This window comes from Streptomyces sp. NPDC020747 (assembly GCF_044334695.1).
Classification (GTDB): domain Bacteria; phylum Actinomycetota; class Actinomycetes; order Streptomycetales; family Streptomycetaceae; genus Streptomyces.
In genome coordinates this window covers 386127-401463 of the sequence record NZ_JBIRTJ010000003.1, presented here as the reverse complement: position 1 = coordinate 401463, position 15337 = coordinate 386127, and the positions used below count along the sequence as shown (strand labels likewise).

Annotated in this window: 15 protein-coding genes; 2 read left to right on the top strand and 13 right to left on the bottom strand. The window is 70.3% G+C overall.

Features of this window, described 5'->3' with window-relative positions:
- Position 1: 1 nt before the first annotated feature.
- Positions 2-844 carry a helix-turn-helix transcriptional regulator gene (locus ACH4YP_RS10970; RefSeq protein WP_361057686.1) on the bottom strand — a complete coding sequence of 281 codons (843 nt, stop codon included), beginning with the start codon at positions 842-844 and terminating at the stop codon, positions 2-4.
- Between the two features lie 255 nt (positions 845-1099).
- Here ACH4YP_RS10970 and ACH4YP_RS10965 point away from each other — a divergent pair, with 255 nt between their 5' ends.
- The gene (locus tag ACH4YP_RS10965) at positions 1100-1561 is read left to right on the top strand and encodes an ATP-binding protein (protein WP_361057684.1); all 462 of its coding nucleotides are present in this window, start codon (positions 1100-1102) and stop codon (positions 1559-1561) included.
- A gap of 78 nt (positions 1562-1639) precedes the next feature.
- Here the strand turns inward: ACH4YP_RS10965 and ACH4YP_RS10960 are convergent, their stop codons facing one another.
- From ACH4YP_RS10960 to ACH4YP_RS10910, 11 genes are all read right to left on the bottom strand, one after another.
- Complete coding sequence (locus ACH4YP_RS10960; protein ID WP_361057682.1) at positions 1640-2062, bottom strand: hypothetical protein; 423 nt, start codon at positions 2060-2062, stop codon at positions 1640-1642.
- A 174-nt stretch (positions 2063-2236) separates the two neighbouring features.
- Entirely contained in the window at positions 2237-3643 is a 1407-nt protein-coding gene (locus ACH4YP_RS10955; protein WP_361057680.1) for an MFS transporter, read from the bottom strand.
- A gap of 180 nt (positions 3644-3823) precedes the next feature.
- Positions 3824-4807 (bottom strand): intradiol ring-cleavage dioxygenase, encoded by a 984-nt coding sequence (locus tag ACH4YP_RS10950; RefSeq protein WP_361057678.1) that lies wholly within the window; start codon positions 4805-4807, stop codon positions 3824-3826.
- Positions 4808-4908: 101 nt separating this feature from the next.
- Entirely contained in the window at positions 4909-5871 is a 963-nt protein-coding gene (locus ACH4YP_RS10945; protein WP_361057676.1) for a JmjC domain-containing protein, read from the bottom strand.
- Entirely contained in the window at positions 5868-7361 is a 1494-nt protein-coding gene (locus ACH4YP_RS10940; RefSeq protein WP_361057674.1) for a hypothetical protein, read from the bottom strand. The genes ACH4YP_RS10945 and ACH4YP_RS10940 overlap by 4 nt, the downstream gene beginning before the upstream one ends.
- Entirely contained in the window at positions 7358-8716 is a 1359-nt protein-coding gene (locus ACH4YP_RS10935; protein WP_361057672.1) for an MFS transporter, read from the bottom strand. Before ACH4YP_RS10935 ends, ACH4YP_RS10940 begins: the two co-directional genes overlap by 4 nt.
- Positions 8713-9522: a hypothetical protein gene (locus tag ACH4YP_RS10930; protein WP_361057670.1), complete on the bottom strand. Its 810-nt coding sequence runs from the start codon at positions 9520-9522 to the stop codon at positions 8713-8715. Before ACH4YP_RS10930 ends, ACH4YP_RS10935 begins: the two co-directional genes overlap by 4 nt.
- Entirely contained in the window at positions 9519-10415 is an 897-nt protein-coding gene (locus ACH4YP_RS10925) for a DUF692 family multinuclear iron-containing protein (protein WP_361057668.1), read from the bottom strand. The genes ACH4YP_RS10930 and ACH4YP_RS10925 overlap by 4 nt, the downstream gene beginning before the upstream one ends.
- Complete coding sequence (locus tag ACH4YP_RS10920; protein ID WP_398490281.1) at positions 10412-12208, bottom strand: B12-binding domain-containing radical SAM protein; 1797 nt, start codon at positions 12206-12208, stop codon at positions 10412-10414. The genes ACH4YP_RS10925 and ACH4YP_RS10920 overlap by 4 nt, the downstream gene beginning before the upstream one ends.
- Position 12209: 1 nt before the next feature.
- Positions 12210-12500: a hypothetical protein gene (locus ACH4YP_RS10915; RefSeq protein ID WP_398490279.1), complete on the bottom strand. Its 291-nt coding sequence runs from the start codon at positions 12498-12500 to the stop codon at positions 12210-12212.
- A 77-nt stretch (positions 12501-12577) separates the two neighbouring features.
- Positions 12578-12748 carry a hypothetical protein gene (locus tag ACH4YP_RS10910; RefSeq protein ID WP_157881425.1) on the bottom strand — a complete coding sequence of 57 codons (171 nt, stop codon included), beginning with the start codon at positions 12746-12748 and terminating at the stop codon, positions 12578-12580.
- 369 nt (positions 12749-13117) lie between these two features.
- Here ACH4YP_RS10910 and ACH4YP_RS10905 point away from each other — a divergent pair, with 369 nt between their 5' ends.
- Positions 13118-13423: a hypothetical protein gene (locus tag ACH4YP_RS10905; RefSeq protein WP_398490277.1), complete on the top strand. Its 306-nt coding sequence runs from the start codon at positions 13118-13120 to the stop codon at positions 13421-13423.
- A 99-nt stretch (positions 13424-13522) separates the two neighbouring features.
- On the opposite strand, the gene aspS is transcribed toward ACH4YP_RS10905, so the two are convergent.
- Entirely contained in the window at positions 13523-15286 is a 1764-nt protein-coding gene (aspS, locus tag ACH4YP_RS10900) for an aspartate--tRNA ligase (RefSeq protein ID WP_361057660.1), read from the bottom strand.
- Positions 15287-15337 lie beyond the last annotated feature (51 nt).

Below are 15337 nucleotides of genomic sequence, written 5' to 3'. Positions count from 1 at the left end.
CTCACAGCTCCTTCGTCAGTCGGCTGATGTAGTCCCGGGACTGGGCAGGCGTCAGGGCTGCCGACTCCACCCTACGGAAGAGCGTTCGCATGGCCAGCAGTCGAGCGGAAGCGTCCAGGAACATCGAGCCGTACGGGGCGTCCCGCTGCACGGTGTCCAACGCCGGTACCCGCCCACCGGCGTAGAGCATCATCGCGCCCGCCCCGGCAAACCCATCGGCGTCGAACGGGATCACCCGCACACTCACGTTCGACCGCTCCGACTGGCTGAGCAACTCGTCGAGTTGAGCACGGGCACCCCGGCGATCGGCAACGCGCGTACGCAGTACGGACTCGTGGAGCACCGCTTCGTAAGGGACTCCTGAGAGGATCTGTCGGCGACGCATCCGGTGCTGCACACGCAACTCCACCTCATTCTCGGGGAGTTCCGGCACCACGTACGCGAACACCGCCCGCGCGTACTCCTCGGTCTGAAGCAGTCCGGGCACGTGGACGGTACCGACCACCCGCATGAAGGCGGCGTGGTGTTCCAGCTCTGCCAAGTCCTGGAAGACGGCGGGCAGTACACCTCGATACTCCTCCCACCACCCACGCGTACGGTCTGTCGCCATCTCCACCAGGGCGCCGATCAACTCGGTGTCGGCGCAGTCGTACTGCACCCCGAGCTTGCGCACCCGCTCTCCGCTGACTCCCGCGTTGCCTGCTTCGATCTGACTCATCTGAGCCGGGTTCGTCCCCAGCAACGCGGCTGCCTGCCGGGACGTCAGTCCCGCCGCCTCCCGCAGTTTCCGCAGCTCAGCGCCAAGGCGAACTTGGCGAGCGGTCGGCTGAATCCTCGCGGGCACGCTGCCCCCACTTCCTGAACAACACGGTCCTCAGACGGGGTTGAGCGCCCCCGATCGGGTGTCAGGTTACGCGAACGACTTGCCTGGGCGAAACATTTGGCCCTACCGTCGGTGACGCGACGCACACACTGCGGAACTCCGGGGCCCCGGAAGCGCACCGCCCCGCCATGCCACGACGGGAGCGACACAGCCACCGCCCGACAACCGCAGCCCTCCCTCTCCCCGTAACCCTCCCTCCCTGACCAGGAGTTCGGCATGCCCGCATCCGCGTCCGCGTCCCCGCCCGAGGAACCCCTCGGCGGCGAACCGTGGCAGTACACCCTCTCCCTGCCCAACGACCCCCGGGCCGTCACGATCTGTCGCCGCACGCTCCGCCTGGCCCTCGCCCTCCACGGCCTGCCGCACCTCACGGAGATGGCCGAGCTGGTCGCGACGGAGCTCGTGACCAACGCCGTACAGCACACGAAGGGCCCCGCGGCCATAAGGCTTCGCTGGGTGGCGCCGGTTCTCCGTTTCGGCGCATGGGACACGGATCCCAGACCTCCCGCGCCCACAGACCTGGCGGCCACGCCGAACCCGGCTCTCGAATCGGGCCGCGGCCTCACCCTCGTGGAGGAGTGCACGGACAAGTGGGGCTGGTACTCCCTGGGCGCCGCCGCCCAACTGCCGCACACCAACGGCAAGTTCGTGTGGTGCGAGCTGGCTCGGACGGCGTGAGCACCGGGACGAGGGGTGCCTGGGAGGTGACCGTGCCCAGCAGCCGTAGGTCTGCTTCACGGCAGCCAAGGAATCTCGTCACGTCCGGACGTGATCTCTTTCGCGTCGGCGTCGGTCCCGGGACGGCAGTTCCGCAGGTGACTGGCCCGGGGGCGCGGTGAGGCCCAGCGCCCTGCGGGCCGCGCGGATGTGGTGCATGCCCTCCAGGGCCGTGCGTGTCACCACCGCGTACTCGGCGGGGGTGTGGGCGGTGGCCAGTTGATGGCGGGCCGTGCGGTGGCGTTCGGCGGCGGCCGACAGTTCGCGGGCCGCGGTCCGGTCGGCGCGGGCCCCGGCGGTGAAGGCGGACAGGCTGCCGCCCAGCCGGACCACCCAGCGGTTGGCCTCGGCCTCCGCGTCCAGGTCGGACATGGCGCCCGCGCCCTTCGACCGCCGCTGCACGACGACCGCGGTCACCGCCCCGACGATCAGCAGCAGTGCGAGCGGCACGGCGAGTCCCATGATGTCCTCCGGTGGTCTCCTCCGGCGCTGCCGGTCTCCTGCGGGAGCATTTCATCCCGCATGTCCCATGAGACTCCCCGCCGCTGTGCGTCTCCGACGAGAAGCCTGTGCGCCACCTGATGACGTTTGCCCACGAATCGCCGATCCATGACCGCCGACATGACCGAACGGATCTCAGCGTGCCTCGCCCGTCGCCACCTGCCCCTTCACCAGGCCGGTCCCACCCGAACCGGAGCCCGAGTCAGAATCCGAGTCAGAATCCGAGTCAGAGCCCGGACCCGAGCCCGAACCGGTCTCCGTACCCGCGCCGTTCCTGCGGATCAGTGCCACCCCGATCACCGCGAGGATGGACGCCGCCGACAGCGTGTAGAGGCCGCCGTTCGTGCTGCCGGTCGAGTCCTTGAGGTAGCCGAAGAGGGTGGGGGAGACGAAACCGCCGAGGTTTCCGATGGAGTTGACCACGGCCAGACCCGGCGCCGCGATCTTGAGGTCGAGGCCCGACTGCGCCATCGGCCAGAACAGGGTGGCCGCGCACTTCCCGCCGACCGCGGCGAGCGTGATGGCGGCGAGCCCGAACCAGGGGGAACCCAGGGTCGCCAGGAACGTACCCGTGGCCGACAGGACCAGGGCGGCGGCAAGGTACGGGCGCCGGTCCCGGGCCCGGTCGGTGAAGTGGGCCATCGAGTACATCGCGATCACGGCACAGATCCACGGGATCGCCGACAGCAGCCCCACCTGGAAGGGCGAGAGTCCGCCGATGTCGTCCACCAGACTCGGCAGCCAGAACGTGATCGCGTAGCCCGTGAGGGCCATCGCGAAGAAGACGGAGGTCAGCACGGCGACCTGCGGGTGGAGGATCAGCCTGATCCGCGACACCTTCGGCGCCCGGCTGCGGACCTCCTCGTCACGGGCCACCGCCGCGCTCAGCGCGTCCTTCTCCTCGCGCGTGAGCCAGCGGGCGTCCTCGATACGGGAGACCAGGAAGAAACCGGCGACGATCCCGACGACGATCGAGAAGGCGCCTTCGAGCGCGAACATCCAGCGCCAGCCGGCGAATCCGCCCGCCCCGTGCAGCTCCAGCAGCGCACCGGTGATCGGCCCCGTCACGATGTACGCCGTCGCCGAGCCGCCCAGGAAGATCGCGCTCGCCCGCCCACGGCTGGAGTCCGGCAGCCACTGCGTGAAGTAGAGGAGCACGCCGGGGAAGAAGCCGGCCTCCGCGACCCCGAGCAGGAAACGGAGCGCGTAGAACATCGTCACGTTGTGGATGAAGCACATCGCCACGATCACCGCACCCCAGGTGATCATGATCCGGGTCAGCCAGACCCGGGCGCCGAACCGCTCCAGGAGCATGTTGCTCGGCACCTCGAACAGGGCGTAGCCGATGAAGAACAGGCCCGCGCCGAGACCGTACGCGGTGGCGCTCACCCCGACGTCGGCCCTCAGCTCGTCCTGGACGAAGCCGACATTCGTCCGGTCCATCTGATTGACCAGCAGCATCAGGACCAGGATGGGCAGCATGCGGCGCAGGAACTTGCTGACCGCCCGGCGCTCGGCGTCGGGTATCACGACTTCTGACATCGTTGTCTCCCCTAGGTCGCACATGTACGTGAACCGCGATCACGTACGCGGGAACCTGGGGAACGTAGCGGAGGCGAAACTTCCGGGTCAATGGGTTGGACTTGCAATCATGTATATGAACTAGCGTGTGCGGCGAGGGCGGCGGGCCCGGGGTCCCACTCCTCCGGGCCCGCCCTGCCATCAGCTCGCCGAGGCCGAGGCCGACGTGGTCGCCGACGCGCCCGGCTGCACCGCGTCGTCCGTGCCCGTGTGGGTCGCGTCCGGGTCGACGCCCATCGTGATGGTGCCGAGTACGCCCTTCGCGATGCCGTTCTTCTTGTACTTGAGCTTGAGGAGACCGCCGGCCGTGCCGGACTGGTCGTAGATGGTGTCCTCGGTGAGCGTGGTCCGCTCGGTGGTGCTCGTGGAGTACGGCTCGACCTCCGCCGAGGCGAGGACGGACTCCTCGTCGAAGAAGAACTGGCCGGTGTGGCAGGTGTTCCCGCCCTCGTAGCCGGCGTCCGTCCAGGTGCCGCTGACGTGCACCTTGGTGTGGATGTGGACGCAGCGGCCCCGGTACCAGCCCGGGAAGATCGTCTTGAAGGTGACGAAACCCTGCTTGTCCGTCTTCCACGTGCCGCGCAGATAGCGCTTGTCGTCGGTCGGCTCCTCGTGGCCGCCACCGCCGCCGCCCGCGGGCGGGGAGCCGGTCGGCGTGCCGGACGGAACGTCGGTCGGCGTTCCGCTGGGCGGGGTGCCGCCACCGCCGCCACCGGAGGAGAGGTCCTCGTAGCCGGAGTACAGGCCCAGCGCGTCACAGTGCCAGATGTCGACGGCGGCGTTTCTGATCGGCTTGCAGGTCTCGTTGTCGATCACCTTGAGGCGGAGGGTCAGCGCGATGCCCTCCCGGTCCTCGGTGATGTCCTGGCGGAGCTTGTCCGCGTCGATGTAGTACGGGCCCTCGGTGGTCTCCGACGTGAGCTTGTAACACGTCTCCGAGGAGGTGGAGGAGGCGGTCGGCGAGGCGCCCTTCTTCGTCTGGCCGGCGTTCGCGGTCGCGGCGATCGTGCCGCCCACGCCCACCGCGGCGACCGCCGCGCCACCTGCCACGACGACCTTGCGGCGCGTCACGTTCCGCTTGTGTTTCGGACCCTGGGCTGCTTGGTTTCCTTGGATTCCCGTCATGAACAGGGAAGTTAGGTAAGAAGACTGTCAAGGGCGTGGGCACCGACTGTGGGTTGCTGTGTCCATGCGGAACGTGGCTCGAATCGATCGAACCCTGCGGCTCAGCGGCTGCCGCGGGTCTCGGACGCGCGGCGGGACAGGTCGCGGACCAGGGCGGCCCGGTCCACGCGTCCGAGCGCTTCGGCGAGGCGGGTGAGCAGCTCGTCGGCGGTCCGCTCCCGCTCGGCATCGGTCCCGGAGAGCGTGGCGTGGTCCGGGATGCGCGCGAGGCAGGCGCGTACGGCCAGTTCGGCCGTGTCCCGCAGCCGGGGTTCCCTGATCGCGACGGTGACGTGCACGGACTCCGTGTCGAGGGTGCGGGTGTGGTGGGCGATGCCCTCGGGCAGGTACAGCACCTGGCCGGGCCGCAGGTCGACGGTCCGGGCGCTCTCCAGGTCCTCGACGTATCCGGGGCTCCAGTCGGCCGCGTCGCGCGGGGTGTCGTACAGGTACCAGCGCTTGGTCCCGGCGATCTGCACGACGAACAGGTGGCCGTCGTCGCGGTGGACGCGCAGGCCGTCCTCCCCCGCCCGCGTCCAGAACGCCACGGCTCCGGCTTTGGCCGAGAACAGCTGTGCCAGGCGACGGCACAGGTGCTGTGCGGGGCGGTGCCACTCGTGCAGGTTCTGTACGACCACGGTGGCCCCGGCGGCCAGCTGGAAGCGGACCTTCGCCCCGTCCACGTAGCCCGCCCGGGGGTCGCCGGACACGTGCATGACCCGGGTCAGCGCCTCGGGCGGCACGGGGGTGCCGCCGCGCATCGCGTTCAGCACCGGGTAGTGGAGCAGGCCGCAGTCCAGCCAGTCCTCCAGGTCCTGCCGGGACACGATCGCGGCGAGATCCGGCGCCGCGTCGAAGACGGCGTGGGCCTCGCCCCAGGGCAGGTCGTCGGCGGTACGGGGGTCACGGCAGAGCAGCCGGAGCCCGTCCGGGGGGCCGGTGGTCGCCGTCGCCACTGGGCCGCCGGTCACCGTCTTGCTCGCTGCCTCGGTCACCGTCTTGCTCGCAGCCTCGGTCGTCGTCATCGAGCCTCCTCGTGGGGTCGGGGGCGTGGGGTGGTGCCGGGGCGTGCGGCGTGGGTGCCGGGGGCCTGTGGTGGGGTCGGCTCGGGAAGCCTCAGCGCGTCCAGGAATCCCGCGGCGGATCCTGCTGCCGGGCCGGTCCGGGCCAGCGCACTCCGGAGCAGCGCCCAGGCGTCGTCCCGGTCTGCCCAGCCGCACTCGCCTTCTCCTTCTCCTTCTCCTTGGCCGTCGCCGTCGCCGTCGCCGTCGCCGAAGCGGGAGGCGAGTTCGGCGCGGACGGTGTCCCGCCAGGCGTAACCCGCGAGGTAGGAGCGCCAGTGCAGGACGCGGGTCTGCCGCAGCAGGAGGAGTTCCGGAGCCCACGCCAGTCCGGTGCCGGTGGCTACGGCCGACGCGGCGTCCAGTGCCTCGGCCGACGTACGACAGCCCGCGAGGTCAGCGTCGAGCGCCAGGTCGGCCGCCATCAGGCCGCGGCTGAAGCGCTCCTCCTGGGCGTAGAAACGGGCGAGGACCGCGGCGGTCTCCTCGTCGATCCCCAGCCGGGCGAGAGACGGGGCCGATCCCGCCAGGTGCTCCAGCAGCAGGGCCCAGCCCTCCGACCGCAGCGGATCGAACGTCCACCGTTCGACGAGCGGGGCGTCGGCCGGACGCAGCGCGTGCTCGGCGAGATGGGCCAGCTCGTGCTGCAGGTACTGGACCGTCACCGGAGTGACCGCGGTCGGCAGGGACAGCAGCGAGGAACCGGGCAGCCGTACGGGCATCACCATGGACGGGGTGTTCGGGCGCCGCAACACCTTCACCCGGTGGGCGGACGGCAGCAGCCCGCGCCCTCGCGCCCGACCGACGAGCAGGGTGATCAGCTCGTTCAGCGGGGGCAGCACACCATTGGACACACCGCCGGGGAGGGACGGCCCGAGCACGCCCTCGCCGAGCAGCAGCCAGCGCCAGTTGTACTCGGCTGTGGCGCTGCCGCGCAGTCCGGCCGGGCGGGCCCAGGCCTCGGCGATGTCCGACAGGTCCCGCACCGGGGCACTCACCTCGGCGAGCCGCCGTACGGAGTCGTGGGGCAGCGGGAGCGCCGACTCACCGCACCACCAGGGGAGTTCACCGGCGACGCGACGCCGCTCGGCGAGCCACCGCCAGACCTCGTCGGTCAGTTGACGGGCCTCGGCGCACCAGATCCCGTACGAGGCCCGTCGGCCGTCCTCGTCCGCCTCCAGGTCGAGTACGGCCCTGGGGGCGGGCACGGGTGCCGTCCCGCCCAGGAGCTCGGCGACGAACCGGGAGAGTCCCAGGTCGGCCAGCTCACCGGCGGCCTGCCGGGCGCGGCGGGCCGCCGGTACCGGGCCGCGGCCGGGAAGCCCGGCGCGCTCCAGCTGGAGATCGGCGAGCAGGTCCTCGACGTATACGGCGGATGTGGCGGAGGCTTCAGGTGCAGCAGATGCAGCAGATGCAGCAGGTGTGGCTGGTGTGGCTGGTGTGGCGGCGGTCATGGCGCGGGCACCTCCTGGGGCCCGGCCGGCCCGGTCGGCCCAACTGGCCCAGCCGGCTCGGTCGTTGAGGTCGTCGGCTGCGGCAGACCGGTGGGCGGTGCCGTCCCCGGGCGTACGGCCAGGGACGCCACCCACAGGCCCGCGACGCCGAATCCGGCGGCGGCGAGCGGCCAGGCCAGGGCGGTGCTGCCGAGGTCGCCGACGGCGAGTCCGGTCAGGATCAGGCCGCCGCCGGTGAACAGGCTGTTGAACAGCGAGGCCACGGACAGGACGGTGGCGCGGTGTCCGCTGTCGATCCGTTCGTTCATGGCCGCCCGCACACCGGGCATGCACAGGCCGAACGCCGTGGAGAAGCACACATAGCAGACGATCGAGAGAGCCGGTTCCTTCGCGGCGGCTGCGCAGACGAGTGCGAGGGCGCCGGCCGTGGACGCCGTGACGATGACCGTACGGCGTGCGGACGCCCGGCGTTTCTGCAGGCTCAGGGTCCAGCCGAGGAGCGGGATCTCCAGCAGGGAGCCGACGCTGCGCATCGCGCCGAGCACCAGCAGGTTTCCGCCGACGAGTCCCTCGTACACGACCGTCCACTGAACGCCGGGGATGCCCCGGAACAGCCACAGGAGTGCGGCGGCGACGATCAGGGCGATCAGTACCCTGTCGCCGCGCAGGGTGAGCCGGGTCCCGGTCATGACCTCGCCGAACGACTCCCGGAGACGTGGCGCGAAGGCTTCCCGGTTTCCCGGGGCCGGGGGGCCGTCCGGATCCGGGAAGCGGTCCGGGAAGCGGTCCGGGTCCGGGTGCCCGGTCATGAGCCGCAGGGACAGTACGGCCGCCAGTGCGCAGGTCAGACCCGCGACGATCTGGGGCAGCGCCAGGTCCAGCGTGCCCAGTGCGGCGCCGGTCAGGGTGCCGAGGACCAGGCCTGCGTTCTCGGCGATCCTTCCCTGGGCGAAGAGCCGGTCCAGGCCGCGCGGGTCCTTGGCCCCGGTCTCGTCCACGGCCCAGGCCTCCAGGGCCCCGGACGCGAAGGTGCCGCCCAGCGCGGAGAGCAGGACTCCGGCGGCGGCGACGTACACACTGCCGCTGAAGAACAGGGCGCTGTAGCCGACCGCCCGCAGGACGAAACTGATCGCGACCGAGACGCGCCGGCCGAGCAGGTCGGCCAGGATGCCGGTGGGGATCTCGGAGACCCCTTCGACGATCCACACCGCGGCGATCAGCGCGAACACCGCTCCCGACCCCATGCCCAGCGACTGCAGCAGCAGGACCGATGTGACCGTGAGGAGCATGTCGGCGAAGTAGTCGAGACCGGAGACCAGCAGATAGCCGCGGCGCACGCGGCCCACACGGTTCATCCGGCCCCGTCCACCAGTCCCGCGCCGACCGCCTTGGCGTAGGTGGGCGTCCCGGTGACGTCCTCGGGCACCGGTACGTCGGCGTCCCACAGCCAGCGCAGCGCGGCGACGGTGTCACCCGTGAGCCGTACCCGGCGGATGCGTTCGCCGGCCGGGACCGAGAGGACGGCCAGGGGCGCGGGACGGCGTTTGACCAGCAGCAACGCCTCGGTCCATGGATCCACGGTGCCCCGCTCGCGCAGCTGCCCGCCGTACTCGGGGACGTCGAACGAGGCCTCGGCGGTCCAGGCGCCGGGCACCAGACGAGGGCGGCCCGGGGAGTCTCCGAGGCTCGGGCGCGTGTCGACCGTGGCCCGGCCGAAGAGGTAGGCGTCCTCGAAGGCGAAGGCCTCGCCGACCCAGTCCTCCTGCCGGGCGATCCAGTCGGTGGACCGCAGGAACCCGCCGAAGGCGGCTGACGCGGTGGCCGCGGGCGGGAACACGGAACCGGGCTGGGCGGGCCGCCGCTGCCAGAACTCGCTGTCCAGGAAGGTGTGCAGGCCTTCCGCGCCGGTCCGGCCGTAGTACGCGAAGAAGGTGACCGGGAAGCTGACGTTCAGCACGTTGGCGACGGTCTTGCGGCGCCGTGCCTGCTCCATGTCGAAGCCCGGTCCCCTGGTGCCCTCGGCGACGACGGCACGCTCGGCCGGAGGCAGTTCGGCGAGCAGTTCGGCCCGCCGCCTCGGGGTCGCGTTGAGAACGCGCCAGGTCGTGTCGGTCACCCGGACGTAGTCGAGAACGGCTCCAGAGATGGCATCGACGGTCATGAGGCACTCCACCAGTGGTCGGCCCGGCGGGCGAAGCGCCGTACGCCGTCGGTCAGTTCGTCGGCGGACATTCCCTCCGCCTCGGCCATCACCGACCGCAGGTGGGGAGCGCGGGGGAGCAGCGCGTCGGCCAGTTCCCACACCTCGTCGCTGACCGGCCAGTCGTGCTTGTCGTCGACAAGACGTACGCCGCCCTCGAAGCGGCGGACGAACGTGCCGCTCATGTGCGCCTCGACGACCCGGTCCCAGGCGATGTCGTCGTCGCTCGGCAGCACCGGTGGCAGGCCCCGCTGGACCCGCAGTCCGTAGAGGTGGCCGACATCGATGGTCATCAGGCAGTCGGCCCGCTCCGCGATCCGCGTCATCAGGGTGAGGACGTCCCGGTCGCCGACCACGAACGGGTAGGGCGCGTTCTCGATGGTCAGCGGGCGGCCGATGACGTCCTGGGCGTGCTTGATCCGGTCCACCGCCCAGTCGACGGCCTCGTCGACGAGCGGCATGGGCACCAGGGACTCCAGCAGGGTCTCCCCCTCACGGACCCACATGGCGAGGTCGATGTTGAGCCAGGGCGAGTCCAGTTCGTCGGCCCGCTCGCCGAGCAGGCGCAGCAGACGGTCGTCGAGCGGGTCGGTGCCGCACACGTCCAGGTCCAGCGGGTGGAACAGCGCGTGCAGCCCGTGCCGACGGCAGAACTCCGCGCACCGCAGGGCGAGTTCCTGGTCCGTGGCGAGGACACCGACGCTGTACCAGGTGGCCGTGGAGCCGAGTCTGGTCGCCGTCTCCTCGGCGATGTCCATGTCCTTGATCGAGTCGCAGCTGAAGCAGATCCCGTGGACACCGGGCGGACCCAGCTCGGGGATCGGGGACCCTGTGCCGACTGCTGCTGTGGTCATGTGGTCGGTGCCTCCCATGCACTCCATGCCCCGGTCTCTCCCATGCGCTGGTCCCTCCCGTGCGGGCCGACGGCGCCGGCGCCTGGGGCCTGCGCGAAGCCCGCCTCCCGCGCCGCGGCCTCCGTACGTTCGATCAGTTCGTGCAAACGGACGTGGTCGTGGCCGAGCAGGGGCAGCAGCGCGTCGAGCCTCTCCCCGTCTCCGTCCTCGTCCAGCCGCGGGAATCCGGCTTCGGCGTCCTCCAGGAGCCGTTCCATGAAGAGGTTGGGCGCGTGCCGCAGCGACACGACGTCGAGTTGCAGCCGGGCGTGCGAAGCGCGGGTCAGGCCCGAGTCGTACGAGTCATCCGAGCCGTCGGCCATGGACGCGAGCGCGAGCTCCCCCTGTGCAAGGGCGCCGTCGATCCGGTCCTGCCACCGCTTGCGGAAGGCCCGCAGCGTGTCGCTGAGCCGCTGTACCTCGGGCAGTTCGAAGAGCGTGAAAGGGCTGGGCAGATCGTCCGGGTCGAAGACGACGCCGAACCGCCGGGCGTAGAAGTCGCGGATCGGCGTGCCCTCGTAGAGCACGAGCGCGGTGTAGAGGTGGTCGTGCGGCACGTAGTCGTAGAAGCCGGCCTCGCGCAGGAACTCCAGGTTGGCGCGGATGTCGGGCAGGGTGGTGGCCGGGTCCAGCATGATGAAGTCGAGGGAGATCTCGATGCCGAGGCGCCGCAGCAGCCGTACGGCGGCGACGTTGACCTCGGGTTTCACATGCTTGGCGAGCCGTTCGAGGACCGGTTCCGAGGCGGACTCGATGCCGAGCTCGATGAACCGCAGCCCGCACTCCTTGAGCCGGGGCAGTACCTCGGCGGCCTTGAGGATCTGGTTGACCCGGGTGCCGAAGCTGAAGGTGACCTGCGGATCGGCCTCGTACAGCGCCTCGGCGACCTCCAGGGCACGGGTCGGCGAGACGAAGAAGTTGGCGTCGCTGAAGTACACGTGCTCGTAGTTGACGCCGTGCCGCTCCCGGAAGTGGAGCAGTTCGGCGACGACCCGCTCCGCCTCGCGCGAGCGGTACTTGCGGCCGATGGTCAGCACACCGCAGAACGAGCAGTTGTACGGGCAACTGCGGCTGCTGCAGATCGTCAGCGCGGCCTTCAGCCGGCCCTGCACCTCGTCGTAGTACGTGAGGTCGGGGTAGCCGGAGTGCGAGGTGAACTCGGCGTCGGGGAACGGGATCTGGTCGAGGTCGGGGACGAGGTCCCGGTCCTCGTTGACCAGGAGGCCGGCCCCGTCGGGCGCCCGCCATGTGGTGCCCTTGATCCCGGTCAGCCCGGCCCGGTCGCCCACGTCCCCAACCATGTCCCCATCCACATCCCCATCCGCCTTCACGCCGACGTCCAGGCCGCGTACGAGATCGAGCATGGCCTCCTCTCCCTCGCGCCGGACCACGACGTCGACGCAGGGGTAGCGGCGCAGGATGTGCTCGTGCACGGCGGTGGCGTGCGGGCCGCCGAGGACGATCAGGCACTCCGGTCTACGGTTCTTGATCCACTCGGCCATGGCGACCGCCGCACGGAACGACTCGTTGTAGACGGAGAATCCGACGACGTCGAAGCGGTCGAGGCCGTAGTGCGCGGCGAGTTCGACGGCGTCGTCCTCGGAGTCCCCGAAGTCGAAGCCCGAGCTGGGGAATCCGGATTTCTCCAGGTAGGCCATGATGTAGGCCAGCCCGATCGGCTTGGACTTGCGGCGGTCAGAGAAGCCGACCGAGGGATTGACGAAGGCGATGGCCGGCCGTGTCAGCGTGCCCATCTCAGACTCCCTCGGACGGGGACACGGGCGCGGGCACCGAGGCTGACGCCGGTCCTGTGGCGGACGTCGGCGCGGGCGCGGTGTGCAGGACGCCGTTCCGGGTGAGGCCGAGGAGGAAGTCCCGGTCGGGCTCGGGCAGGGTGTCGAGGTCCACGGGCCGGCGCAGGGCCTCGCGCCAGACGCGGGACGCGTGACGGTTGAGCTTCAGACAGGACCGTGCCGGTCCGGCGAGCGGCACGTAGACGTGACCGGCCTGGTCCAAGTAGGGCAGTTCCGAGGTGATGCTCAGCATCGACGGGCTCTCCGGGGTCCGGCGCGACGGATGTCGGGGCCCCGGCGCATCGCACGCCGGAGCCCCGGGGGGAGCGGTCAGGCGTAGATCTTGCCGAGCATCTTGGTGTAGCTGGCGCCGCCGAGGCTGACGATGTCGGCCTCGGGGGTATCGACCTCGTCGAACCCTGCGATCTCCAGCTCGTCGTGGGTGCGCTCGGTCAGCGACTTGCGGACCGGCTTCTGCTGCTTCTCCGCGCTACGGGCCATCGTTGGTCTTCCTCTCGTCCGGCCCCGGGCAGCCTGGGGCCCATCCGGAGTCACCCTGAGCAACAGGGAGACCGCGTGCCCAAGGAGCGTGTGGGCCGGGACGCTTCATCGTCAAACAGGCAAATGGCCAGTAAGTGACGTAGCGCGAGGGAGAGTTGAGGAGCGTGAAGCAGGGCGCGTTCTCTGCGGGAGCAAGCCGCGCAAGGTGGCGCCGACCAGGGAGGAAGCACGACACTCCCGGGAAGATCACGACTGCGGCACGCCTGCGCTGTCCGGATCTCTACGGCGCGGGAACAAACCTCGTCACCCACATGGCAGCATCCGGAAATTTACTCTCCGTGACCGTCGCTTCATGCCACTCTGTGACACATGACAGACGAATCCGGCGGGAGCCGGAACGACTCGGAGGACCCGGAGGATGTCACGCCCGGGGAGGCGGCGGCCGCCCAGGAGCGCTCGTTCTGGGAGACCCGCCGACGGTACAACGAGCTGGACGACGACGAGGCCGGCCGACGCGAGCGGCGCCGGCTCAGCAAGGAGTCCCGGCGCATGAACCTCCAGGTACGCGTGCACCGCTACGCCCGCGGCCACGACGACGAGGGCCCGGTACGGGGCGACCTGCGACTCCCGCCCCTCCCGGACCACGATGAAAGTCCAGACGAGGGGCGCCCCTGAAAGGGCGCGGGGCTGTTGCAGCATGCGGCTCCGCCGCGTGGGCGGGCCCGGCCCGAGAGCCGGGCCCGCAAACCACCTGAGAGCGGGGCCCGCAGGGCCCTACTTCGGCTGAGGCTTCCGCACCGAGAGGTGCAGCTCACGCAGTCGCGTCTCATCCAGCTCCGTCGGCGCGCCCATCATCAGGTCCTGCGCGTTGCCGTTCAGCGGGAACGCGATGGTCTCCCGGATGTTCGGCTCGTCGGCGAGGAGCATCACGATGCGGTCGACGCCCGGGGCGATCCCGCCGTGCGGCGGGGCGCCGAAGCGGAAGGCGCGGAGCATGCCCGCGAACTGCTCCTCGACGGTCTCACGGTCGTAGCCCGCGATCTCGAAGGCCTTGAGCATGATCTCCGGCTCGTGGTTCCGGATGGCACCGGAGGACAGCTCGACGCCGTTGCAGACGATGTCGTACTGCCAGCCCAGGATGTCCAGCGGGTCCTGGGTCTGCAGGGCCTCAAGACCGCCCTGCGGCATCGAGAACGGGTTGTGCGAGAAGTCGATCTTCCCGGTGTCCTCGTCCTTCTCGTACATCGGGAAGTCGACGATCCAGCAGAACCGGAAGACGCCGTCCTCGAAGTGCCCGGCGCGCTTGGCGGCCTCGACGCGGACCGCGCCCATGATCTTGGAGACCTCGTCGAACTCGCCCGCGCCGAAGAAGACGGCGTGGCCGGCCGCGAGCGACAGGCGCTTCGTCAGCTCGGCGACGTTCTCCTCGGTCAGGAACTTCGCGATCGGGCCCGTCAGCGAACCGTCCTCGGCCACCCGCACCCAGGCCAGGCCCTTCGCGCCCTGCGAGACCGCGTAGTCACCGAGCTGGTCGAAGAACTTCCGGGACTGCGCGGCCACGTCCGGCACCGCCAGGGCGCGTACGTGCTTGCCCGCGAAGGCCTTGAACTCCGAGCCCTCGAAGACGTCGGTGATGTCGGTGAGCTCCAGCTGGGCCCGCAGGTCCGGCTTGTCCGAGCCGTACTTCAGCATCGCCTCGCGGAACGGGATGCGCGGGAACGGGGACGTCACATGACGGCCCTTGCCGAACTCCTCGAACAGCTCGGTCATGAGCTTCTCGATGGGCTGGAACACGTCCTCCTGCTCGACGAAGGACATCTCCACGTCGAGCTGGTAGAACTCGCCCGGCGAACGGTCGGCGCGCGCGTCCTCGTCACGGAAGCAGGGCGCGATCTGGAAGTACCGGTCGAAGCCCGAGATCATCAGCAGCTGCTTGAACTGCTGCGGCGCCTGGGGGAGGGCGTAGAACCTGCCCGGGTTCAGACGGGACGGGACCACGAAGTCGCGCGCGCCCTCGGGGGAGGTGGCGCTGAGGATCGGGGTCGCCATCTCGTTGAAGCCCAGCGCCGTCATCTTGTGACGGATGGCGGAGATGACCGACGTACGCAGCAGGATGTTGCGGTGCATGCGCTCGCGGCGCAGGTCGAGGAAGCGGTACTCCAGACGCCGCTCCTCGTTCACACCGTCCTCGGCATTGATCGTGAAGGGCAGCGGGGCGGCCGCGCCGAGCAGCTCGACCTCGCCGACCTCGACCTCGATCTCGCCGGTCGGCAGCTCCGCGTTCACGTTCTCCGTGCCACGCGAGACGACCTTGCCGTCGATGCGGACCGTGGACTCCTTGGAGAGCTTGTCCAGGGCCTCGTACGCGGGGGTGCCGGGGCGGGCGACGAGCTGCGTGATGCCGTAGTGGTCGCGCAGATCGATGAAGAGGATGCCGCCCAGGTCTCGGCGATTGTGCAGCCAGCCGCTCAGCCGGACGTCGCTGCCGACGTCAGAGGCGCGGAGCTCGCCGCAGGTGTGGGACCTGTACCGATGCATCGTCGTTTCATCCAGTCTTCGCGGTCGGGGGCGTTGTTTCACGTGAAACAC

What these genes read in the sequence shown, in the direction of transcription:
- ACH4YP_RS10935 (WP_361057672.1), bottom strand. Translation starts at nt 8,716, where the DNA reads ATGAACCGTGTGGGCCGCGTGCGCCGCGGCTATCTGCTGGTCTCCGGT.
- ACH4YP_RS10930 (WP_361057670.1), bottom strand. Translation starts at nt 9,522, where the DNA reads ATGACCGTCGATGCCATCTCTGGAGCCGTTCTCGACTACGTCCGGGTG.
- ACH4YP_RS10965 (WP_361057684.1), top strand. Translation starts at nt 1,100, where the DNA reads ATGCCCGCATCCGCGTCCGCGTCCCCGCCCGAGGAACCCCTCGGCGGC.
- ACH4YP_RS10920 (WP_398490281.1), bottom strand. Translation starts at nt 12,208, where the DNA reads ATGGGCACGCTGACACGGCCGGCCATCGCCTTCGTCAATCCCTCGGTC.
- ACH4YP_RS10950 (WP_361057678.1), bottom strand. Translation starts at nt 4,807, where the DNA reads ATGACGGGAATCCAAGGAAACCAAGCAGCCCAGGGTCCGAAACACAAG.
- ACH4YP_RS10940 (WP_361057674.1), bottom strand. Translation starts at nt 7,361, where the DNA reads ATGACCGCCGCCACACCAGCCACACCAGCCACACCTGCTGCATCTGCT.
- ACH4YP_RS10945 (WP_361057676.1), bottom strand. Translation starts at nt 5,871, where the DNA reads ATGACGACGACCGAGGCTGCGAGCAAGACGGTGACCGAGGCAGCGAGC.
- ACH4YP_RS10925 (WP_361057668.1), bottom strand. Translation starts at nt 10,415, where the DNA reads ATGACCACAGCAGCAGTCGGCACAGGGTCCCCGATCCCCGAGCTGGGT.
- ACH4YP_RS10910 (WP_157881425.1), bottom strand. Translation starts at nt 12,748, where the DNA reads ATGGCCCGTAGCGCGGAGAAGCAGCAGAAGCCGGTCCGCAAGTCGCTG.
- ACH4YP_RS10905 (WP_398490277.1), top strand. Translation starts at nt 13,118, where the DNA reads ATGACAGACGAATCCGGCGGGAGCCGGAACGACTCGGAGGACCCGGAG.
- ACH4YP_RS10915 (WP_398490279.1), bottom strand. Translation starts at nt 12,500, where the DNA reads ATGCTGAGCATCACCTCGGAACTGCCCTACTTGGACCAGGCCGGTCAC.
- ACH4YP_RS10960 (WP_361057682.1), bottom strand. Translation starts at nt 2,062, where the DNA reads ATGGGACTCGCCGTGCCGCTCGCACTGCTGCTGATCGTCGGGGCGGTG.
- ACH4YP_RS10955 (WP_361057680.1), bottom strand. Translation starts at nt 3,643, where the DNA reads ATGTCAGAAGTCGTGATACCCGACGCCGAGCGCCGGGCGGTCAGCAAG.
- aspS (WP_361057660.1), bottom strand. Translation starts at nt 15,286, where the DNA reads ATGCATCGGTACAGGTCCCACACCTGCGGCGAGCTCCGCGCCTCTGAC.